The organism is Modestobacter sp. SYSU DS0904, from assembly GCF_054051115.1.
Genome location: NZ_JBJHAQ010000006.1, coordinates 90,651 through 107,672 on the forward strand (window position 1 = coordinate 90,651; position 17,022 = coordinate 107,672).

The 17,022-nt window shown below is 75.8% G+C and carries 17 protein-coding genes and 2 pseudogenes; 9 read left to right on the forward strand and 10 right to left on the reverse strand.

Annotated elements, in window-relative coordinates:
* Positions 1–152: 152 nt before the first annotated feature.
* The 3 genes from ACI79U_RS06070 to sigE all read right to left on the reverse strand — a co-directional run bounded on the left by ACI79U_RS06070 (position 153) and on the right by sigE (position 3,033).
* Positions 153–1,670: a S1C family serine protease gene (locus ACI79U_RS06070; RefSeq protein WP_457066072.1), complete on the reverse strand. Its 1,518-nt coding sequence runs from the start codon at positions 1,668–1,670 to the stop codon at positions 153–155.
* 83 nt (positions 1,671–1,753) lie between these two features.
* Entirely contained in the window at positions 1,754–2,350 is a 597-nt protein-coding gene (locus ACI79U_RS06075) for an anti-sigma factor family protein (protein WP_457066265.1), read from the reverse strand.
* Between the two features lie 2 nt (positions 2,351–2,352).
* Positions 2,353–3,033 carry an RNA polymerase sigma factor SigE gene (sigE, locus tag ACI79U_RS06080; RefSeq protein WP_457066070.1) on the reverse strand — a complete coding sequence of 227 codons (681 nt, stop codon included), beginning with the start codon at positions 3,031–3,033 and terminating at the stop codon, positions 2,353–2,355.
* 213 nt (positions 3,034–3,246) lie between these two features.
* Between sigE and ACI79U_RS06085 the strand changes: the two genes are divergently transcribed.
* On the forward strand, positions 3,247–3,924 hold the full coding sequence (locus tag ACI79U_RS06085; protein WP_457066068.1) for an O-methyltransferase: 678 nt from the start codon (positions 3,247–3,249) through the stop codon (positions 3,922–3,924).
* Between the two features lie 3 nt (positions 3,925–3,927).
* Here the strand turns inward: ACI79U_RS06085 and ACI79U_RS06090 are convergent, their stop codons facing one another.
* Positions 3,928–4,425: a 2'-5' RNA ligase family protein gene (locus ACI79U_RS06090; RefSeq protein WP_457066066.1), complete on the reverse strand. Its 498-nt coding sequence runs from the start codon at positions 4,423–4,425 to the stop codon at positions 3,928–3,930.
* Between the two features lie 101 nt (positions 4,426–4,526).
* Positions 4,527–5,747 carry a glucose-1-phosphate adenylyltransferase gene (gene glgC, locus ACI79U_RS06095; protein ID WP_457066064.1) on the reverse strand — a complete coding sequence of 407 codons (1,221 nt, stop codon included), beginning with the start codon at positions 5,745–5,747 and terminating at the stop codon, positions 4,527–4,529.
* Between the two features lie 71 nt (positions 5,748–5,818).
* Here glgC and glgA point away from each other — a divergent pair, with 71 nt between their 5' ends.
* Entirely contained in the window at positions 5,819–6,991 is a 1,173-nt protein-coding gene (glgA, locus tag ACI79U_RS06100; protein WP_457066062.1) for a glycogen synthase, read from the forward strand.
* Positions 6,992–7,005: 14 nt separating this feature from the next.
* Here the strand turns inward: glgA and ACI79U_RS06105 are convergent, their stop codons facing one another.
* Positions 7,006–7,170, reverse strand: a complete 165-nt coding sequence (locus ACI79U_RS06105) for a hypothetical protein (protein WP_457066267.1) — start codon at positions 7,168–7,170, stop codon at positions 7,006–7,008.
* Between the two features lie 20 nt (positions 7,171–7,190).
* Positions 7,191–7,325, reverse strand: a pseudogene (locus ACI79U_RS06110) (hypothetical protein); the annotation flags it as partial.
* A 7-nt stretch (positions 7,326–7,332) separates the two neighbouring features.
* On the opposite strand from ACI79U_RS06110, the gene ACI79U_RS06115 reads away from it, so the two are divergent.
* The gene (locus ACI79U_RS06115; RefSeq protein WP_457066060.1) at positions 7,333–7,680 is read left to right on the forward strand and encodes a hypothetical protein; all 348 of its coding nucleotides are present in this window, start codon (positions 7,333–7,335) and stop codon (positions 7,678–7,680) included.
* A gap of 15 nt (positions 7,681–7,695) precedes the next feature.
* Here ACI79U_RS06115 and ACI79U_RS06120 read toward each other — a convergent pair whose 3' ends face one another.
* Complete coding sequence (locus tag ACI79U_RS06120; RefSeq protein ID WP_457066058.1) at positions 7,696–8,601, reverse strand: LysR family transcriptional regulator; 906 nt, start codon at positions 8,599–8,601, stop codon at positions 7,696–7,698.
* Positions 8,602–8,672: 71 nt separating this feature from the next.
* Here ACI79U_RS06120 and ACI79U_RS06125 point away from each other — a divergent pair.
* Positions 8,673–9,521 (forward strand): annotated as a pseudogene (locus ACI79U_RS06125) (EamA family transporter); the annotation flags it as partial.
* A 50-nt stretch (positions 9,522–9,571) separates the two neighbouring features.
* Here ACI79U_RS06125 and ACI79U_RS06130 read toward each other — a convergent pair.
* Positions 9,572–9,991: a DUF350 domain-containing protein gene (locus ACI79U_RS06130; protein ID WP_457066056.1), complete on the reverse strand. Its 420-nt coding sequence runs from the start codon at positions 9,989–9,991 to the stop codon at positions 9,572–9,574.
* Between the two features lie 100 nt (positions 9,992–10,091).
* Here ACI79U_RS06130 and ACI79U_RS06135 point away from each other — a divergent pair, with 100 nt between their 5' ends.
* The 3 genes from ACI79U_RS06135 (at position 10,092) to ACI79U_RS06145 (ending at position 13,999) form a co-directional block, all read left to right on the forward strand.
* Complete coding sequence (locus ACI79U_RS06135) at positions 10,092–11,204, forward strand: spore photoproduct lyase family protein (RefSeq protein ID WP_457066054.1); 1,113 nt, start codon at positions 10,092–10,094, stop codon at positions 11,202–11,204.
* A gap of 105 nt (positions 11,205–11,309) precedes the next feature.
* Complete coding sequence (locus ACI79U_RS06140; RefSeq protein WP_457066052.1) at positions 11,310–12,965, forward strand: SpoIIE family protein phosphatase; 1,656 nt, start codon at positions 11,310–11,312, stop codon at positions 12,963–12,965.
* The gene (locus ACI79U_RS06145; protein ID WP_457066050.1) at positions 12,959–13,999 is read left to right on the forward strand and encodes an MsnO8 family LLM class oxidoreductase; all 1,041 of its coding nucleotides are present in this window, start codon (positions 12,959–12,961) and stop codon (positions 13,997–13,999) included. The genes ACI79U_RS06140 and ACI79U_RS06145 overlap by 7 nt, the downstream gene beginning before the upstream one ends.
* On the opposite strand, the gene ACI79U_RS06150 is transcribed toward ACI79U_RS06145, so the two are convergent.
* Positions 13,948–14,916, reverse strand: coding sequence for an App1 family protein (locus ACI79U_RS06150; protein WP_457066048.1), 969 nt, complete (start codon positions 14,914–14,916; stop codon positions 13,948–13,950). The genes ACI79U_RS06145 and ACI79U_RS06150 overlap by 52 nt on opposite strands.
* A 114-nt stretch (positions 14,917–15,030) precedes the next feature.
* Between ACI79U_RS06150 and ACI79U_RS06155 the strand changes: the two genes are divergently transcribed.
* Both ACI79U_RS06155 and ACI79U_RS06160 read left to right on the forward strand, forming a co-directional pair.
* Positions 15,031–15,945 carry an ABC transporter ATP-binding protein gene (locus ACI79U_RS06155; protein WP_457066046.1) on the forward strand — a complete coding sequence of 305 codons (915 nt, stop codon included), beginning with the start codon at positions 15,031–15,033 and terminating at the stop codon, positions 15,943–15,945.
* Positions 15,942–16,991, forward strand: a complete 1,050-nt coding sequence (locus ACI79U_RS06160; RefSeq protein ID WP_457066044.1) for an ABC transporter permease subunit — start codon at positions 15,942–15,944, stop codon at positions 16,989–16,991. The genes ACI79U_RS06155 and ACI79U_RS06160 overlap by 4 nt, the downstream gene beginning before the upstream one ends.
* The last annotated feature ends 31 nt before the right edge of the window (positions 16,992–17,022 follow it).

Consider the following 17,022-nt stretch of genomic DNA (forward strand, 5'->3'; position numbering starts at 1 on the left):
TCCTCCTCGCTGACCGACCACGCGCCGCGGCCGTGTCCAGCGTAGGTGCGTCAGCTGTCGGCCAGTCGAGCGCCGCCTGAACGGTCCGTGTCCGGCCGCCTCGCAGGGGTCCGCCACGAGCTCGCGGGTGGCGGGGGCGAGGAGGCCCTTCCTCAGGCTGCGGCGAGCGTGACCTGCAGCTCCCGGGAACTGCCGCCGCGGACCACCTCGACGGTGATCGTGTCGCCGGGCTCGTGCGCGTCGACGGCGACGACGAGCTCCTCGGAGCTGCCCACCGGTTCGCCGTCGACCGCGATGACCACGTCCTGCTCCTCGATGCCGCCCTCGGCGGCGGGACCGTCCGGCTCGACGTTGACCACCAGCGCGCCGTCCCGGGTGCCGTCGGTGACCGAGCGGGCGTTCACCCCGAGCGAGGCGTGCACCGCCGACCCGGTGGTGATCAGCTGCTCGGCGATGTCCCGCACGGTGTTCATCGGGATGGCGAACCCCAGCCCGATGGAACCGCCGGTGGTGCCGTTGCCGCCGACCGAGGCGATCGCGGTGTTGATGCCGATCACCGCGCCGCTGGCGTCGACCAGCGCCCCGCCGGAGTTGCCCGGGTTGATCGGGGCGTCGGTCTGCACCGCGCTGATGACGGCGTTGGTGTCGCTGCCCTCGCCGGCCAGCCGCACCGGGCGGTCCAGCGCGCTGACGATCCCGCTGGTCACCGTGCCGGCCAGCCCCAGCGGGGAGCCGATCGCGACCACCGCGTCGCCGACGACGACCTCGTCGGAGCTGCCCAGCGCCGCGCCGACCAGGCCGGGCTTCTCCACCTTGAGGACCGCGAGGTCGCTGGCCGGGTCACGGCCCACGATCCGGGCCGGCGACCCGCTGCCGTCGCTGAACACCGCGCGGATCTCGGCGTCCTCGACGTCGGCGGCGCCGGAGACCACGTGGTTGTTGGTGACGATGTAGCCCTCGTCGGCGTCGATGACCACGCCGGATCCGGTGGCCCCGGCGCTGGCCAGCCGGACCTCCACCGAGACCACCGCGGGGATCACCCGGGCGGCGATGTCGGAGATCGATCCCGGCTCCCGGCTGACGCCGGGTGAGACCTGGGAGAGCCGGGTGCCCGGGGACAGCAGCGGCTGCTCGTCGACGCTCCGGCCCAGCCACCAGGCCGTGGTGCCACCGACCATGCCGACCAGGAGCAGGCTGAGCAGTGCGAGCACGGTGAGCCGCACCGACAGATCGCGCAGCCGCACCTTGCGCCGTCCCTGGACGTCGACCACCAGCGGGCCGGGCTGGTCGACCTCGGCGGGGTAGACGGCCGGCGCACCGAGGCCGGCGGGGGCCTGCGGGTCGCGCCACGGGTCGCTCTCCGCATCGCGCTTCCAGAACGGGCCGGCCGCGGTGCGGCGGGGACCGGGACGCCCGCCGGGCGGCTCGCCGAGCCCGCGGTCGTCGCCACGGGGCGCGAAGGCGCGCAGCACCGCCTCCGGCGGCGGGGGCGGCGCCGGAGGTGGCGGGGCCGGCGGGCGGTCACCGGCGAAGGAGCCGGTCACCGCGCCGGGCCGGCCGAAGGCGGCCTGCTGCGCCGGGGGCGGCGGGGGCGCGTCGGCCGGGGCGGGGCGCAGCCGGGGCTGGTCGTCGGCGAAGGCGCCGGTGGTGCCCTCCGGGCGCGCGTACACGGCGCGCTCCTCGGGCCGGCCGGCGGCCGGGACGTGCGGCGGCTCGCCGGCTTCGGGCCGGGGTGGACCGCCGGAGCTCTCGGTCAGGGCGTTCCGCCGGAGGGCAGCGTGGTGGTCGATCCGACGGTGAGCGTGCGGACCACGGGCGGGACGACATCGGTGCGCTCGGTGGGCGCCAGGTCGCGGACCTCCCCGGCGAGCGATCCCGGCGGTGGCACCTCCCGGGTCGGGTCGTCGGTGCCGGGCAGGCCGGCGGCGAGCACCGCGACCCCCACCCCGAGCCCGGCCAGCGCGCCGGTCATGCCGCGGCGCAGCCAGCGGGCCGACCCGGGGCGGGCCGGGGGCTCGGTCGAGGGGCTGGCCGGGGTCAGCGGGATCGCCCAGGAACCGCCCGCGCCGGTGGCGGTGAGCCCACCGGCGCCCGCGCTCAGGCCGCCACCACCGAGACCGCTCACCTCGGCGGTGAACGGGATGGCGTTCAGCCGCGAGAGCAGGTCACCGGGGACGGCCACGTCCTGCTCGCGCTGCAGGGCCGACTTGGCCTCGCGCTGCGCGGCCACCGCCATCCGGCACTGCGCGCAGCCGGTCAGGTGCCGGGCGGCGCGGCCGGCGGCCCCACCGGAGAGCTCGCCGTCGACGAGGGCGGCGATCGCCTCCTGGGCCAGGTGGCTCTCGGGCATGCTCACGAGACCTCCTCGCTGGCGCTCGTCGGCCGCGTTCGCGGTGCTGCTGTGCCCCCGCGTGAGCTCGCGAGCTCGCTCACCGAGACCTCCCCGGCAGGCACCGGACGGCGGGGGGCCAGGTGGGCCAGCGCCTCGCGCAGCTGGACGCGGCCGCGGTGGATCCGGGAGCGCACGGTGCCGAGCTTGATGCCCAGCGTCGCGGCGATCTCCTCGTAGGTCAGGCCCTCGATGTCGCACAGGACGACGGCCACGCGGAACTCCGGGGACAGCGCGTCGAGGGCCGCCTGGATCTGCGGGTCGAGGTGGGTGTCGGCGTAGACCTGCTCCGGCGAGGGCGCCGAACCCGGCAACCGCTCGGTGTCCTCGGGCAGCGCGTCGAAGCGGATCCGCTGCCGGCGCCGCACCATGTCCAGGAACAGGTTGGTGGTGATCCGGTGCAGCCAGCCCTCGAACGTGCCCGGGGAGAAGTCCGCCAGCGAGCGGAACACCCGGACGAAGGTCTCCTGGGTGAGGTCCTCGGCGTCCTGCTGGTTGCCCGAGAGGCGGTAGGCCAGCCGGTAGACGCGGGCGGAGTGGTCCCGGACGACCTGCTCCCAGGTCGGGGCCACCCAGCCGTCGACGGCGGGGGCACCGCCCTCGGGCTGGGCGCGCTCGCCGCTGGCGGCGTCCGGTGCGGTCACGCCCCCAGGATCGCAGACGGCCGGCACCGACACCTCCCCAGCGGGGGTGGGCCGGTCGGAGGAGGCGGACGGGCGGGCGGTACGCGAGAGACGCACGTCCGGATCAACGGCCGACGGGCCCGACGGTGTTCCCGGACCGCCGGACCCACAGGGAGCTGACAGGCACCGCCCCCGGCGCGGCGCGGACCCGCCTCCCGCCTCTACCCTCGTGCGGTGACCAGTGTCGGCGGACCGCCCTCTCCCGACGCCTCCCCCACCAGCCCCGCGGACTACGCCGACGGCTTCGCCGCCGAGACGCCCGCCGTGGCCACGGCCCGGCACCGGGCGACGACGTCGGCGCTCGCGTTCGGCACCGCCGCCCCGGTCGAGCCGGCGGTCGGCGCGACGCTGGCGGTGCTCGCCGCCGGGGTGGACGCCCGCTCGGTGGTGCTGCTCGGCAGCGGTGGCGGCGTGGCCGGGCTCTGGCTGCTGCAGGGCATGCGGCGCGACGGCGTCCTCACCGCGCTGGACGCCGACCCGGCCGAGGTGCGCGCCGCGCGGCGGGCCTACACCGAGGCCGGGGTGCCGCAGGGCCGCACCCGGCTGATCTTCGGCACGCCCGGTGAGGTGCTGCCCCGGCTGTCCCCCGGCGCCTACGACCTGGTGGTCTGCACCGGCCCGCCGCTGGAGTGGTCCGGCCAGCTGGCCGGGCTGCTCGGGCTGCTGCGCCGCGGGGGATCGCTGGTCTGCCACGGGTTGCTCGCCGACGGCCGGATCGCCGACCGCGCAGCTCGCGACGAGCAGACCGTCGCCTGGCGGGAGGTGGCCCGCACGGTCCGCGAGGACGAGGCGCTCACCAGCGCGGTCCTGACCGTCGGCGCCGGCCTGCTGATCGGCACCCGGCGCGACTGACCCTCAGCCGAAGGGGAACCCGGCCTCGGCCTCCCAGGGGCCGCCGCAGTAGTGCCACAGGCCCAGGCCCCGGGCGCGGACCGTCCCCGGCGTGAACGCCGCCGCCAGGTCGGCGTGCAGTGCCCGCGCGACCTCGGGCGCCACCTTGTTCTGCACCGTGACGTGCGGGTGCGCCCACTGCCGGTCCTGCCGGGTGAGCCACGGGTCGAAGGCGGCGGCGAGGCCGGCCCGCATCGCGGTCAGCTCGGTCGCGGCCAGGTCGATCGCCACGCCCCGGCCGAGAAAGCGCACGCCCGTGACGGCGACGTCGAACGAGGGCCGGGCGGCCGCCGTCCGCAGCTCCTCGCGCACCTCGGCGAGGCGCTCCCCCGGCAGCGCGTGGAACAGCGTCACGTGCGCCGGCAGGTGGTTGCGCCCCGGCGGGAAGTGCGCGGCACGCAACCGGTCGAACCGCCGCTGCGCAGCCTCGTCCAGCAGCAGCGTCACGATCAGCGGCTGCATGACGTGACGCTCCCTCGCGACGTGCCCGGCCGTCGGCCCCGCTGCAGGGGCCCGCCGCGAGCCTGCGAGCGGTGGGGGGGTGGGGGGGGCAGCGGGGCCCTTCAACCGATGGCGCGGGCGCCCTTGCCGAGCACGGTGATCCCGCCGGCGCTCACGTGGTAGCGCTCGCGGTCGCGGTCCAGGTCGACGCCGATCTGCGCGCCGGGCGGGACGACGACGTTCTTGTCCAGGATGGCGCGGCGCACCACGGCGCCCTCACCGATGTGCACGCCGTCCATCAGCACGCTGGCCTCGACCCGCGACCCGCGCTCCAGGCGCACGTTCGGCGAGACCACCGAGCCGTGCACCGAGCCGCCGTCGATGATCACCCCGGCGCTGACCATGGACTCCTCCGCGCGGCCACCGAGGACGAACTTCGCCGGCGGCAGCATCGGCGGCAGGGTGTAGATCGGCCAGCGCTCGTTGTAGAGGTTGAAGATCGGGCTGACCGACACCAGGTCCATGTGCGAGTCGTAGTAGGCGTCCAGCGTCCCCACGTCGCGCCAGTAGCCGTGGTCGCGCTCTGTCTCCCCCGGCACGACGTTGCTGCTGAAGTCGTAGACGTGGGCGTCGCCGGCCTCGGCCATCATCGGCATGATCGACCCGCCCATGTCGTGCACCGAGTTCTCGTCGGCGGCGTCCACCCGCAGCGCCTCGAGCAGCGCGTCGGTGGTGAACACGTAGTTGCCCATCGACGCGAACGTCTCGTCCGGGCTGCCGGGCATCCCCGGCGGGTCGGCGGGCTTCTCCAGGAACTGGCGCACCTTGCCGTTCTCGTCGGCGTCGATGACGCCGAAGGCGGTGGCCTCCTTGCGCGGCACCCGGAGGCCGGCGACGGTCACGCCGGCGCCGGTGGCCAGGTGCTGGTCGATCATCTGCGACGGGTCCATCCGGTACACGTGGTCGGCACCGAAGACGACGACGATCTCCGGCCGGTCGTCGTAGATCAGGTTCAGGCTCTGGTAGATGGCGTCGGCGCTGCCGGTGTACCAGCGGGGGCCCAGCCGCTGCTGCGCCGGCACCGGGGTGATGTAGCTGCCCAGCAGCGTCGACATCCGCCACACGGTGGTGATGTGCCGGTCCAGCGAGTGGCTCTTGTACTGGGTGAGCACCGCGATCCGCCGGATGTCGGCGTTGACCAGGCTGGACAGCACGAAGTCGATGAGCCGGTAGTTGCCCCCGAAGGGGACCGCGGGCTTCGCCCGGTCCTGGGTCAACGGGGCGAGCCGCTTCCCCTCGCCACCTGCCAGCACGATGCCGAGAACTCGAGGACCGCCACGCATGGACGGACCGTAACGGCTCTGCTGGGAGTTCGCCCCATCTCCCGCGCCGTTCACCACCTAGGGTGAGCTGCGTGCGCGTCGGAGTGATCACCCGGGAATGGCCGCCGGACGTCTACGGAGGGGCCGGGGTGCACGTCGAGCACCTCGTCGCCGCGCTCCGCGGGCTCGACCAGGGGCCCGAGCTCGACGTCCACTGCTTCGGCGGCCCCCGGGCGGACGCGACCGGCCACGGCGTGCCGGCCGCCCTGCAGTCCGCCAACGGCGCGCTGCAGGCCGTCGGGATCGACGTCGAGATCGCCGCCGCCGTGAGCGGGGCCGACCTGGTGCACTCGCACACCTGGTACGCCAACCACGCCGGCCACCTGGCGCAGCTGGTGCACGGCAGCGCCCACGTGGTCACCGCCCACTCGCTGGAGCCGCGGCGGCCGTGGAAGGCCGACCAGCTCGGTGGCGGCTACCGGCTCTCCTCCTGGGTCGAGCGCACCGCCTACGCCTCCGCCGACGCGGTCATCGCGGTCAGCCGGGGCATGCGGGCCGACGTGCTCGACGTCTACCCCGACCTCGACCCGGCGAAGGTCGTCGTGGTGGGCAACGGGGTCGACTCGCAGGCCTACCGGCCGGTGCGGGACCCCGACCTGGTCCGCTCGCTCGGGGTCGACCCGGACCGGCCGTACGCGCTGTTCGTCGGCCGGATCACCCGGCAGAAGGGGCTGATGCACCTGCTGGCCGCGGCCGAGCAGCTGCCGCCCGAGGCCGGTCTGGTGCTCTGCGCCGGCGCGCCGGACACCCCGGCCGAGCGGCAGCAGGTCGCCGACGCCGTCGCCGAGCTGCAGCAGCGGCGCAGCGGCGTGGTCTGGATCGAGCAGATGGTGCCGCGTGACCAGCTGGTGCCGCTGATCACCGGCGCGACGGTGTTCGTCGTCCCGTCGGTCTACGAGCCGCTGGGCATCGTGAACCTGGAGGCGGCCGCCTGCGGCACCGCGGTCGTGGCCAGCGCCGTCGGCGGCATCCCCGAGGTCGTCGACGACGGCCGCACCGGGCTGCTGGTGCCCTACGACGCCGAGCGCCCGGCCGAGTTCGCCACCGGGCTGGCGGCGCGGATGGCCGAGCTGCTGGCCGACCCCGACCGAGCCGCCGCGATGGGCGCGGCCGGCCGGGAGCGTGTGCTGGCGGAGTTCGGCTGGCCGGCGATCGCCGCGCAGACCGTCGAGGTCTACGCGGACGTGCTCCGCTCCCGCGGCTGAGTCGCGCCGGCGGTTCAGCCGTCGAGCTCGCTGCGGCCCCGGCCGGCCTCCTCGGCCCGGTGGAGCGCGGCGTCCGCGCGGCGCATCAGGTGCGACGGCGGCTCCCCCGCCCGGTGCTCGGCGAGGCCGACCGACAGCGGGACGCGGGAGCTCGCCGCCCGCTGTCGGCCACGGTGCACAGCAGCTCGTCGCCGGCGGCGTGGCCCCGCTCGTCGTTGACCGCCTTGAAGTCGTCGAGGTCGGAGCCTCCCCCGTCCCCACCCCACCCCGGCAGGTGACCCGCCGCCACCCCGCGCACCAGGGCGCCCCACCGGCGGCCGGGGGCTGGCACCATGCCGCGCGTGCCGCAGACCCTGACCAGGTTCCTGGAGTCCCCGCTCGTCCACCGTTGGGTGCCGCTGCTGCTGGCGGTGGCCTCGGGCGCCGCGGCGGTCGCCTCCGCGGTGGCCGGCAACGCGCTGTGGGCGGTGGTCTTCGCCCTGCTCACCGCGCACTGGCTGTGGTGGTTCCGCCGCAGCTCCGCCGTCCCCGCCCCGGTGCCCGACCACGTCGACGAGGCGTGGGCCCGCCGGGTGATCGCCGAGGCGGGCTCACCGGAGGGGGTGGCCGCCGTCGTGGCGCTGCGCCGCGCCGAGCCCGCGCTGTCCCTGGTGCAGGCCAAGCAGCTGGCCGACCGGGTCGCCGGCTGAGCCACCCGGTCCGGGTCAGCCCGCGGTGCGGTCGATCTCCGCGGCGATCCCGCGCAGCACCTCGAGCACCCGGACCACCACCCGCCGCTCGGCCCGGTCCGGGCGCAGCAGCGCCTCGACCCGCCGTCCGGCCGGCACCCCGGTCAGCGGCAGCAGCCGCAGACCGGGCACCGGGGCGGTGGTGTGCCGGGGCAGCAGCGAGATGCCGTGCCCGGCGGCGACCATCGCCGAGGCCACCGCGAAGTCGTTGATCCGGTGCGCGACGTGCGGGGCGGACCCGGACCGGGCGGCCACCGCCGCCAGCACCGGTGCCACGGGGAAGCCCTCGCGCACGGTGATCCACGGCTCGCCCGCCAGCTCCTCCGGGGCGACGGCGGACCGGCCGGCCAGCGGGTGCCCCGCCCCGACCGCGACGTCCAGCGGCTCGCGGAACAGGGGCACGACCCGCACCCCGCTGCCCCAGTCGGCGGCACCGTCGGGCCGGTGGGCGACCACCACGTCGAAGCGGTCGGCGAGGTCGGGGTAGTCGGCGAGCGCCACGTCCTCGTCGGCGCACTCCAGGGTGATCCCGTCCAGCGCCGCGCCGGCACCGAGCAGCCGGGGGAACAGCAGCTGGGCGGCGCTCTGGAACGCGGAGACCCGCACCGTCCCGACGGGCCGCTCGGTGAACGCCTGGCAGGCCGCGCGGGCCCGCTCGACCGCCTCGGCGACGTCGACGGCGGCGTCGGCCAGCGCGGCCCCCGCCGGGGTGAGCCGCAGGCCGCGGCCCACCCGCTCGGTCAGCGGCACGCCCAGCTCCGCGGTGAGCGCGGCCAGCTGCTGCGAGACCGCCGACGGCGTCAGGTGCAGCACCGCGGCGGCCGCGGTGACCCCGCCCCGGCTGCGGACGGCGCGCAGGGTCTCCAGCGATCGCAGGTCCATGCAGCAAGTCTGAACGAACCGTCAACATCTCTTCACTGGAGTTGCACGGCGGTCGCGGGCAGGCTCACCCCGTGCCTCCCCGCGACCGCCTGCTCGCCTGCCTCGTCGCCGTGCTGTGGGGCGTGAACTTCACCGCCATCCACCTGTCGCTGGAGCAGTTCCCGCCCTTCGCCCTGGTCGCCCTCCGCTTCGCCGTCCTCGCCGTCCCGACCCTGCTGTTCGTGCCGCGGCCCGCCGTCCCGCTGCGCTGGTTGATCGGCTACGGCACCGGCTTCGGCGTCCTGCAGTTCCTCTTCCTGTACCTGGCGATGGACACCGGGATGCCGACCGGCCTGGCCTCGCTGGTGCTGCAGTCCTCGGCGCCGTTCACCGTGCTGCTGGCCGGCCTGCTGCTGCACGAGCGGCTCACCGCCCGCCAGCTGACCGGCATCGGCGTCGCGGTCGCCGGGCTCGGCGGCATCGCGCTCTACCGGGCCGAGGTCGGCGGCGCGGCGCTGCTGCTCCCGGTGCTGCTCACCCTCTGCGGCGGGCTGGGCTGGGCGCTGGGCAACCTGTGCACCCGGCAGGCGCGGACGTCCGAGCCGCTGAAGCTGACCCTCTGGATGAGCGTGGTGCCCCCGCTGCCGATGCTCGCGGTCTCCCTGATGGCCGAGGGGCCGGCGGCGATCGCCCGGTCGTTCACCACGCTGGGCACGACCCAGGGGCTGCTCGCCCTGGCCGGGCTGCTCTACACCGTCGTGCTGGCCACCCTGCTCGGATCCGCGATCTGGGCCGCACTGATGGCCCGGCACCCGTCGAGCACCGTCGCGCCGTTCTCGATGCTGGTGCCCGTGGTCGGCATCGGCGTCTCCTGGCTGGCGCTGGGCGACGCCACCTCGGTCGTGGAGCTCGGCTGCGGCGCCGTCGTCGTCGCCGGGGTGCTGCTGGCGACCACGACCGGCCGCCGGCCGGCTCAGGACCAGACCGAGGCTCAGGGCCAGATGGACGCCACGATGATCGCCGAGACGGCGAGCGTGGCACCGGCGGAGACCAGGCTCGCGGGGTGGAACCCCACCCCGGTGAGGTGGTGGCCCAGCCGGCCGGGGGTGACCACGTCCAGCAGCAGGAAGGCCAGCACCTGCAGCAGCACGCCGAGCAGCCCGAACACCACGGTGTAGGCCAGCGCCCGGCCGAACCCGCTGGTCGCGTTGGTCCAGATGGTGGTGAACAGGATCGCGCCCTGGCCGAGGAACCCGGCGGCCAGGGCGACCCCGGCGTTGATCGAGCGCTCCTCGTAGATGTGCTTGGCCAGCCGGCCGGGGGTGAGCAGGTCGAGGGCGAGCGCGCCGACGAACAGCAGCGCGATGCCGACGGCGGTGTAGGCGACGGCGTAACCGATGCTGGCCAGCACGGGGAGACCTCCAGGTCCGGGGGCGGGGCGCGAAGGAGCCTAGGGGGTGCGCCACACCGGGCACCGGAATGGCGCCCCCCGCGCCCGCGCTGCACCCGGCGTGACCGATGCGCTGACCTTGTTCGACGACGTGGTGCCGCCGGAGACCCCCGTCGAGAACCGGCTGCTGCAGGTCCGCACGGTCTACGCCGAGCCCGCCGCCGCGGCCTCCCCGCGCGGCCGGCAGGTGCTCGCCCGCTTCCCCGGGGCCGAGGTGGTCGAGGTGGTCTCGCACTGGCAGCTGCCCGAGCTGCACGGCAACGCCGGGAACGTCGACCGCTGGGTGCGGGTCAAGAGCGAGACGCTGGTGCTCGGGGTGAAGAAGACGCTGACCACCCGGCCGAACGGGCGCTCGGCGGACTTCATCGCGCCCTCCACCGCCAACGGCTGCGCGATGGCCTGCGCCTACTGCTACGTGCCCCGCCGCAAGGGCTACGCCAACCCGATCACCGTCTTCACCAACATCGACCAGATCACCGCCTCGGTGCGCCGGCACGTGGCCCGCCAGGGTCCGAAGACCGAGCCGAACCAGTGCGACCGGGACAGCTGGGTCTACGACATCGGCGAGAACGGCGACTGCTCGGTCGACGCGGTGGTCAGCGACAACGTCGCCGACCTGGTCGCCACCTTCCGCGAGCTGCCGACGGCGAAGGCCTCCTTCGCCACCAAGTACGTCAACCGCGACCTCCTCGACCTCGACCCGGCCGGCCGCACCCGCATCCGCTTCTCGGTCATGCCCGACCCCGACTCCCGATCGCTGGACGTGCGCACCAGCCGGGTCGCCGACCGGATCGCCGCCGTCGACGACTTCGTCGCGGCCGGCTACGAGGTGCACCTCAACCTCTCCCCCGTCGTGCTGCGCGAGGGCTGGGAGACCGACTGGACGGAGCTGCTGCAGCAGCTGGACGACGGGCTCGGCGCCGCCGCCCGGGAGCAGGCCGCCGCCGAGGTGATCATGCTGACCCACAACGAGGGGCTGCACGAGGTGAACCTGGGCTGGCACCCCCGCGCCGAGGAGCTGCTCTGGCGGCCGGACCTGCAGGAGCCCAAGGTCAGCCAGAACGGCCAGGACAACGTCCGCTACCGCGCCGACGTGAAGCGGGCCGCGGTGCTGCGGCTGCGGCAGCTGATCGCCGAGCACGCGCCCTGGCTCCGCATCCGGTACGCATTCTGATCCGGGGCCGGTGACTGAACGGTGCGAAACGGACCCGTCACCGCGGGTGTGGGACCCTCGGCGGAACCGGGTGGCGGCGTTGACCGCCCCGGGAGAGAGGACACGGTGGCTGATCCGACCGGGCTGGCCGGCCCCGCCCTGCTGGCGGCGCTGCCGGACACCGTCGTGGTCGCCGACCGCGAGGGCCGGATCGCCTACGTGAACCCGGCCGTGGAGACGTTGCTGGGGCACCGCCCCGAGGACCTCACCGGCCGTCCGCTGACCGTGCTGATGCCCGAGCGGCTGCGGGTGGGGCACGGCACCGGCTTCGCCCGGTACGCCGCCACCGGCACCGGGAAGCTGGTCGGGGCCACCACCCAGCTGCCGGCGCTGCACGCGGCCGGTCACGAGGTCGTGGTGGACCTGACCCTGTCCCGGCTGGCCGCTGACGGCGAGGACGCCGACGGCGCCCTGGTCGTGGCGATGCTGCGGGATGCGAGCACCACCATCTTCCTCGAGCGGCAGTTCCAGGTGGCCCGCTACCTCGCGGCCATCCAGCGGGTGACGGCCGCGCTGACCGAGGCCCCCGACGCCGACGCCGCCTTCCAGCAGCTGCTGCCCGCGCTCTGCACCGAGCTGTCCTGGGACGCCGCCACCATCTGGCACCCCGACGAGCTGCGTGCGCGGCTGCGCCTGGGCGGCGTCTGGTCGGCGCCCGGCACCGGGGTGCCCGAGCTGGCCGCACAGGCCCGGACGCTGATGCCCGGCCGCGGCGAGGGGCTGCCGGGCACCACCTGGCAGCAGCGCTCACCCGTGGTCATCGAGGACCTCTGGCACGACCCCCGCTTCCTGCCGCGGGCCGGCGCCCGAGCCGACGGCGTCCGCACCGGGCTGGCGTTCCCGGTGCTGCACGGGGACACCCTGCTGGGGGTCTGCGAGCTGTTCTCCCGGGAGTCCCGGCCGGTCCCCGACGACCTGCTCGACGTGCTGGCGACCGCCGGCCGGCAGATCGGGCAGTTCCTCGGCCGGCTGCAGGCCGAGTCGCAGGTCCGCGCGCTCGCCGACACGCTGCAGCGCAGCCTGCTGCCCCCGTCGTTGCCGACGATCCCCGGCGTCGCCCTGGCGGCGCGCTACCGCCCCGGGGGTGAGGGGCTGCTCGTCGGGGGCGACACCTACGACGTCCTCCCGCTGCCCGACGGCAGCTGGATGGTGCTGATCGCCGACGTCTGCGGCAAGGGCGCGGGAGCGGCGGCGACGGCTGCGCTGGCCCGGCACACCGCCCGCGCCGCCGCGACGACCTCGACCGGACCGGCCGCCGTGCTCCAGGCGGTGAACGCGGCCCTGCTGCGCGACGCGACGCCGGGGCCGCTGCAGTTCATGACCGCCGTCTGCCTGCTGGTGCGGCCGGGCCCCGACGCCGCCACCGCCCGGCTGGCGGTGGCCGGGCACCCGCTGCCCGTGCTGCGCGCGCCGGACGGGGCCTGCACCGAGCTGGGCACCGCCGGCCGGCCCCTGGGCGTCAGCCCGGATGCCGACTACGCCGAGCTGGCCGTCGGCCTGCCGCCCGGCAGCACGATGGTCCTCTACACCGACGGGGTGACCGAGGCCCGGGACGGCACCGGCGCCCAGTTCGAGGAGAGCGGCCTGCTCCGGGTGCTGGAGGCCACCGCCGGGTCCAACGCCGAGGCCACCGTCGCGGCCGTGCAGGACGCCGTCGACCGGCACCGGCTGGGCTCCCGGTACGTCGGGGACGACCTGGCCGTCCTCGCCCTGCAGTGCTGACCGACGTCGGCCTGTCGCTGCTGGACCGGTCCCGGACCCGCGCCGGGGAGCCCGACGCAGCCGGCGTGACCGGCACCGTCGAGCGGGCGGCCACCGCCGAACGACTGGGCTACGACCGGTTCTTCGTCGCCGAGCACCACGGCGTGCCCGGGGTGGCCGGCGCCGCACCCGCGGTGCTGCTCGCCGCGATCGCCGGCCGGACGACGAGGCTGCGGATCGGCTCGGCCGGGGTGATGCTGCCGCACCACCAGCCGCTGGTCGTCGCCGAGCAGTTCGCCACCCTGAGCGCCTTCGCCCCCGGCCGGATCGACCTGGGGCTGGGCCGCTCCCCGGGCTTCACCGCCCCGGTGCGGCGGGCGCTGCGCTCGGCGGACGAGGGCGACTTCGCCGCCGACCTCGCCGAGCTGCGCGCCTTCCTCACCGGGACGGCGGAGGTGACCGCGCACCCGCGCCCCGCCTCCGAGGTGCCGATGACCGTGCTGGCCACCGGCCGCGGCCTGGAGGTGGCCGCCGCGCTCGGCCTCCCGGTGATCGTCGGCGGCCCGCTGCTCGGGGTGGCCGGTGACCCGGCTCCGGGCCGCGCCGCGCTGGCCCGCTACCGCGACGAGTACCGGTCCAGCGCACAGGCGCCGGAGCCCCGGGTGGCGATCAGCCTCGACGTCGTCGTCGCCGGGACGGCGGCCGAGGCGCAGGACCTGCTGCTGCCCGAGGCCTGGGCGATGGCGCAGGCGCGCACCACGGGCGTCTTCCCGCCGCTGGAGCCGGTGGGGGCCGTCCGGGCCCGCACGCCCACGGCGCGCCAGCAGCAGTACGTCGAGCAGACCACCGCCGCGGCGGTCGCCGGCACCGCCGAGCAGGTGGCCGAGCGGCTGGCCGCGCTGGTGGAGCGCACCGGTGCGGCCGAGCTGGTCGCCGCCAGCAGCACGTTCGACCGCGCGGCGCTGGCCGCCTCCGACGCAGCCCTGGCGGAGCTGTTCGGCCGTCAGCCGGTGCGCGGCCGGGCGCCGGCCAGCGCCGTCCCGTCCGGGGCGTAGACCACCGGCACCTCCCCGAACCGCGCCCTGCGGACCGTGGTGTCGCGCACGTCGCGCAGCAGCACGGCCGCCACCCGCGCCGGCTGCGCCCGGGCGAACTCCTCGTACAGGGCCGGGTCGTGCTCGCCGGTGTCGCCGACCAGGGTCCACCGCACGCCGGGCAGGTCGGCGGCCACCCGCTGCAGCGACGACCGCTTGTGCGCCTGCCCGTCCCGGAGCCAGCGGTCCGGCGTCGGACCCCAGTCGGTGAGCAGCAGCGCGCCGGGCGGGAACCCGGCCCGCTCGAGGAAGCGGGTCAGCGGACCGGCCAGGTTCCACGGCCCGTTGCTCAGGTAGACGACCGGCACGTGCGGCGAGCCGGCGGTCAGCTCCTGCAACAGCTCGGCCATCCCCGGCACCGCCCGCCGCTGGCTCATCGGCCTCACGAACGTCCGCCACGCCGCGCGCAGCGGGGTGGCGAGCCCGGTCACGAGCACCGTGTCGTCGATGTCGCAGACCACCCCGCGCGCGGCCGCCGGTGAGGCCAGGTGCACCACGGTGTGCGACTCCCGGCCACCGGCCCGCAGCACCACCGGGACAGCACCGGCGTCGGGCAGCGGCAGGTCCAGGATGGCGTCGAGCAGCCCGTCGTCGTCGCTGACCACCGTGCGGCGCTGCCCTGCGATCTCCACGGTGACCTCGGTGCGCGGGCTCTCCAGGGTGAGGAACCGCTGCCAGCCGGGCACCGCGCGGCGTTCCTCCGGATGGGCGCCCGACGGGGCCAGCAGCACCCGGCCGAGCACCCGCGCCCGGCCGTCGCTGCCGTAGCCGGGGTGCGCCAGCACGGCCGGGGTCCAGCCGGCGCGGCGCGCCACCCGGGAGAGCAGGACATGGACGGCGACGTCGGCCCGGTGGGCCAGCGCAGGCAGGGAGACCACCCGGGCAGCCTGCCAGCTCACCGCCGATGCGGCCGGGTGCGGCGCGGAACCCCCCACCCGGTCGCCGGCTGTGCCACGGTGCTCCCGCCCGTCCCCCGAGCCGAGGAGTTCCCGGTGCCCGCCCTCGAGATGCACGCGGTCTCCAAGACCTACGCCCGGCGCGGGCGGCCGCCGCAGCGCGCCCTGGACGGACTGGACCTGGTGGTCGGTGATGGCGGGGTGCACGGCCTGCTGGGCCCCAACGGCTCGGGCAAGACCACGATGATCCGCATCGCGCTCGGCCTGGTCCGCCCCGACAGCGGCGAGGTGCGGCTGCTCGGCCGGCCGGTGCCCGGCGGGTTGGCCGAGGTGATCGGCAGCGTCGGCGCGCTGGTCGAGACGCCGCTGTTCTTCCCCGGGTTCACCGGGCGGCGGAACCTGCGGCTGCTGGCCGAGACCGCCGGGCTGCCCCGCACCCGGGTCGAGGAGGTGCTCGAGGTGGTCGAGCTGCGCGACCGCGCCGACGACCGGTTCGGCGGCTACTCCCTCGGCATGAAGCAGCGCCTGGCGATCGCCGCGGCGTTGCTCAAGGCGCCGCAGCTGCTGGTGCTCGACGAGCCGGGCAACGGCCTGGACCCCGCGGGCATGCGCGACGTCCGGGAGCTCATCCAGCGGCTGGGCCGGGAGGGCACGACGGTGCTGCTGAGCTCGCACCTGCTGACCGAGATCCAGCAGGTCGCCGACTCGGTGTCGATCATGGCGCGGGGCCGGTGCATCGCCTCCGGTCCGGTGCACGAGGTGCTGGCCGGCCGGGGCGCCCCCGACGTCCGGGTGCGCATACCCGACCCCGCGGCCGCCGCTGCGGTGCTGACCGCCGCCGGCTACCGGGTGGAGCCGGCGCCGGAGGGCGGCCTGCTGGTGCACGCGGTCGCCGCACCGGCGGAGGTCACCCGGCTGCTGGCCGGGTCCGGACACTGGCTGGAGGAGCTGACCCCGATGACCGTGGACCTGGAGAGCGCGTTCCTCGCGCTGACGGCGGAGCGGGCATGAGCGCCGTCTCCACGCCGCCGCAGGCCGACCGGCCGACCGTCCCCGCCGGGCGGTTCAGCGGGCTGCTGCGCGCGGAGTTCCAGCGGTTCACCGCCCGCCGGTTCATCCGGCTGCTGCTGCTCGTGGCCGCGCTGGTCTGGGTCGGCGCGCTGGTGGTCGGGCTGCTGAACTACTCCTCCCCCAACCCCGAGCGGCTGGCGGCGGCCGAGCAGCAGCGGCAGGAGCAGATCGAGGCCTCGATCGAGGGGCGCGCGGAGTGCCTCGAGCAGGTGCCGGTCGAGGAGGGGATGTCCCCGGAGGACTTCTGCGGCCCCCCGGTCCAGGAGTCCGACATCTCGATCGAGTGGTTCATCGACCCGCCGCCGTTCTCCTTCGCGGAGAACGGCGCGATGGGCGCGGCCAGCGTCGGGCTGCTCGCCGCCGCCCTGGCGTTCCTGCTGGGCGCGACGTTCGTCGGCGCGGAGTGGTCCAGCCGGTCGATGACGAACCTGCTGTTCTGGGAGCCCCGCCGCTCGCGCGTGCTGGGGGCCAAGGCCGCCGTCGTCGCCGTTGCCGCGGTGGTGCTCGGCGTCGTCGCGCAGGTCGCCTGGCTGGTGATGGCCGGCACCTGGCAGGCCCTCGTCGGTGACGGCCGCGAGCTGCCCGCGGGCTTCTGGTCCGAGGTCGCCGGCGTTCAGGGCCGCGGCGTGCTGCTGGCCCTGTTCGCCGGGCTGATCGGCTTCGGGCTGACCAACCTGGTGCGCAACACCGGGGCCGCGCTGGGCGCGGCGTTCATCTACGTGCTGGTGGTGGAGACCGCGGTGCGGGCGCTGCGGCCGGCCTGGCAGCCCTGGCTGCTCACCAACAACGTGACGGCGCTGGCGCTCCCGGACGGGCTGACGGTGTTCATCGACCAGGGCGAGACGGTCGACGCCCAGGGCAACGTGATCTGGGAGGCGACTGAGTACCTGATCACCCACGTGCAGAGCGGCATCTACCTGACCGTCGTCACCGCGCTCGTGGTGGGCGTCGGCGTCGTCCTGTTCAGCCGCCGGGACGTGCCCTGAGCGATGTCGTCCTGCTGACGACCTGATGACG

What these genes read in the sequence shown, in the direction of transcription:
- ACI79U_RS06120 (WP_457066058.1), bottom strand. Translation starts at nt 8,601, where the DNA reads ATGGACCTGCGATCGCTGGAGACCCTGCGCGCCGTCCGCAGCCGGGGC.
- ACI79U_RS06160 (WP_457066044.1), top strand. Translation starts at nt 15,942, where the DNA reads ATGAGCGCCGTCTCCACGCCGCCGCAGGCCGACCGGCCGACCGTCCCC.
- ACI79U_RS06090 (WP_457066066.1), bottom strand. Translation starts at nt 4,425, where the DNA reads ATGCAGCCGCTGATCGTGACGCTGCTGCTGGACGAGGCTGCGCAGCGG.
- ACI79U_RS06075 (WP_457066265.1), bottom strand. Translation starts at nt 2,350, where the DNA reads ATGCCCGAGAGCCACCTGGCCCAGGAGGCGATCGCCGCCCTCGTCGAC.
- glgC (WP_457066064.1), bottom strand. Translation starts at nt 5,747, where the DNA reads ATGCGTGGCGGTCCTCGAGTTCTCGGCATCGTGCTGGCAGGTGGCGAG.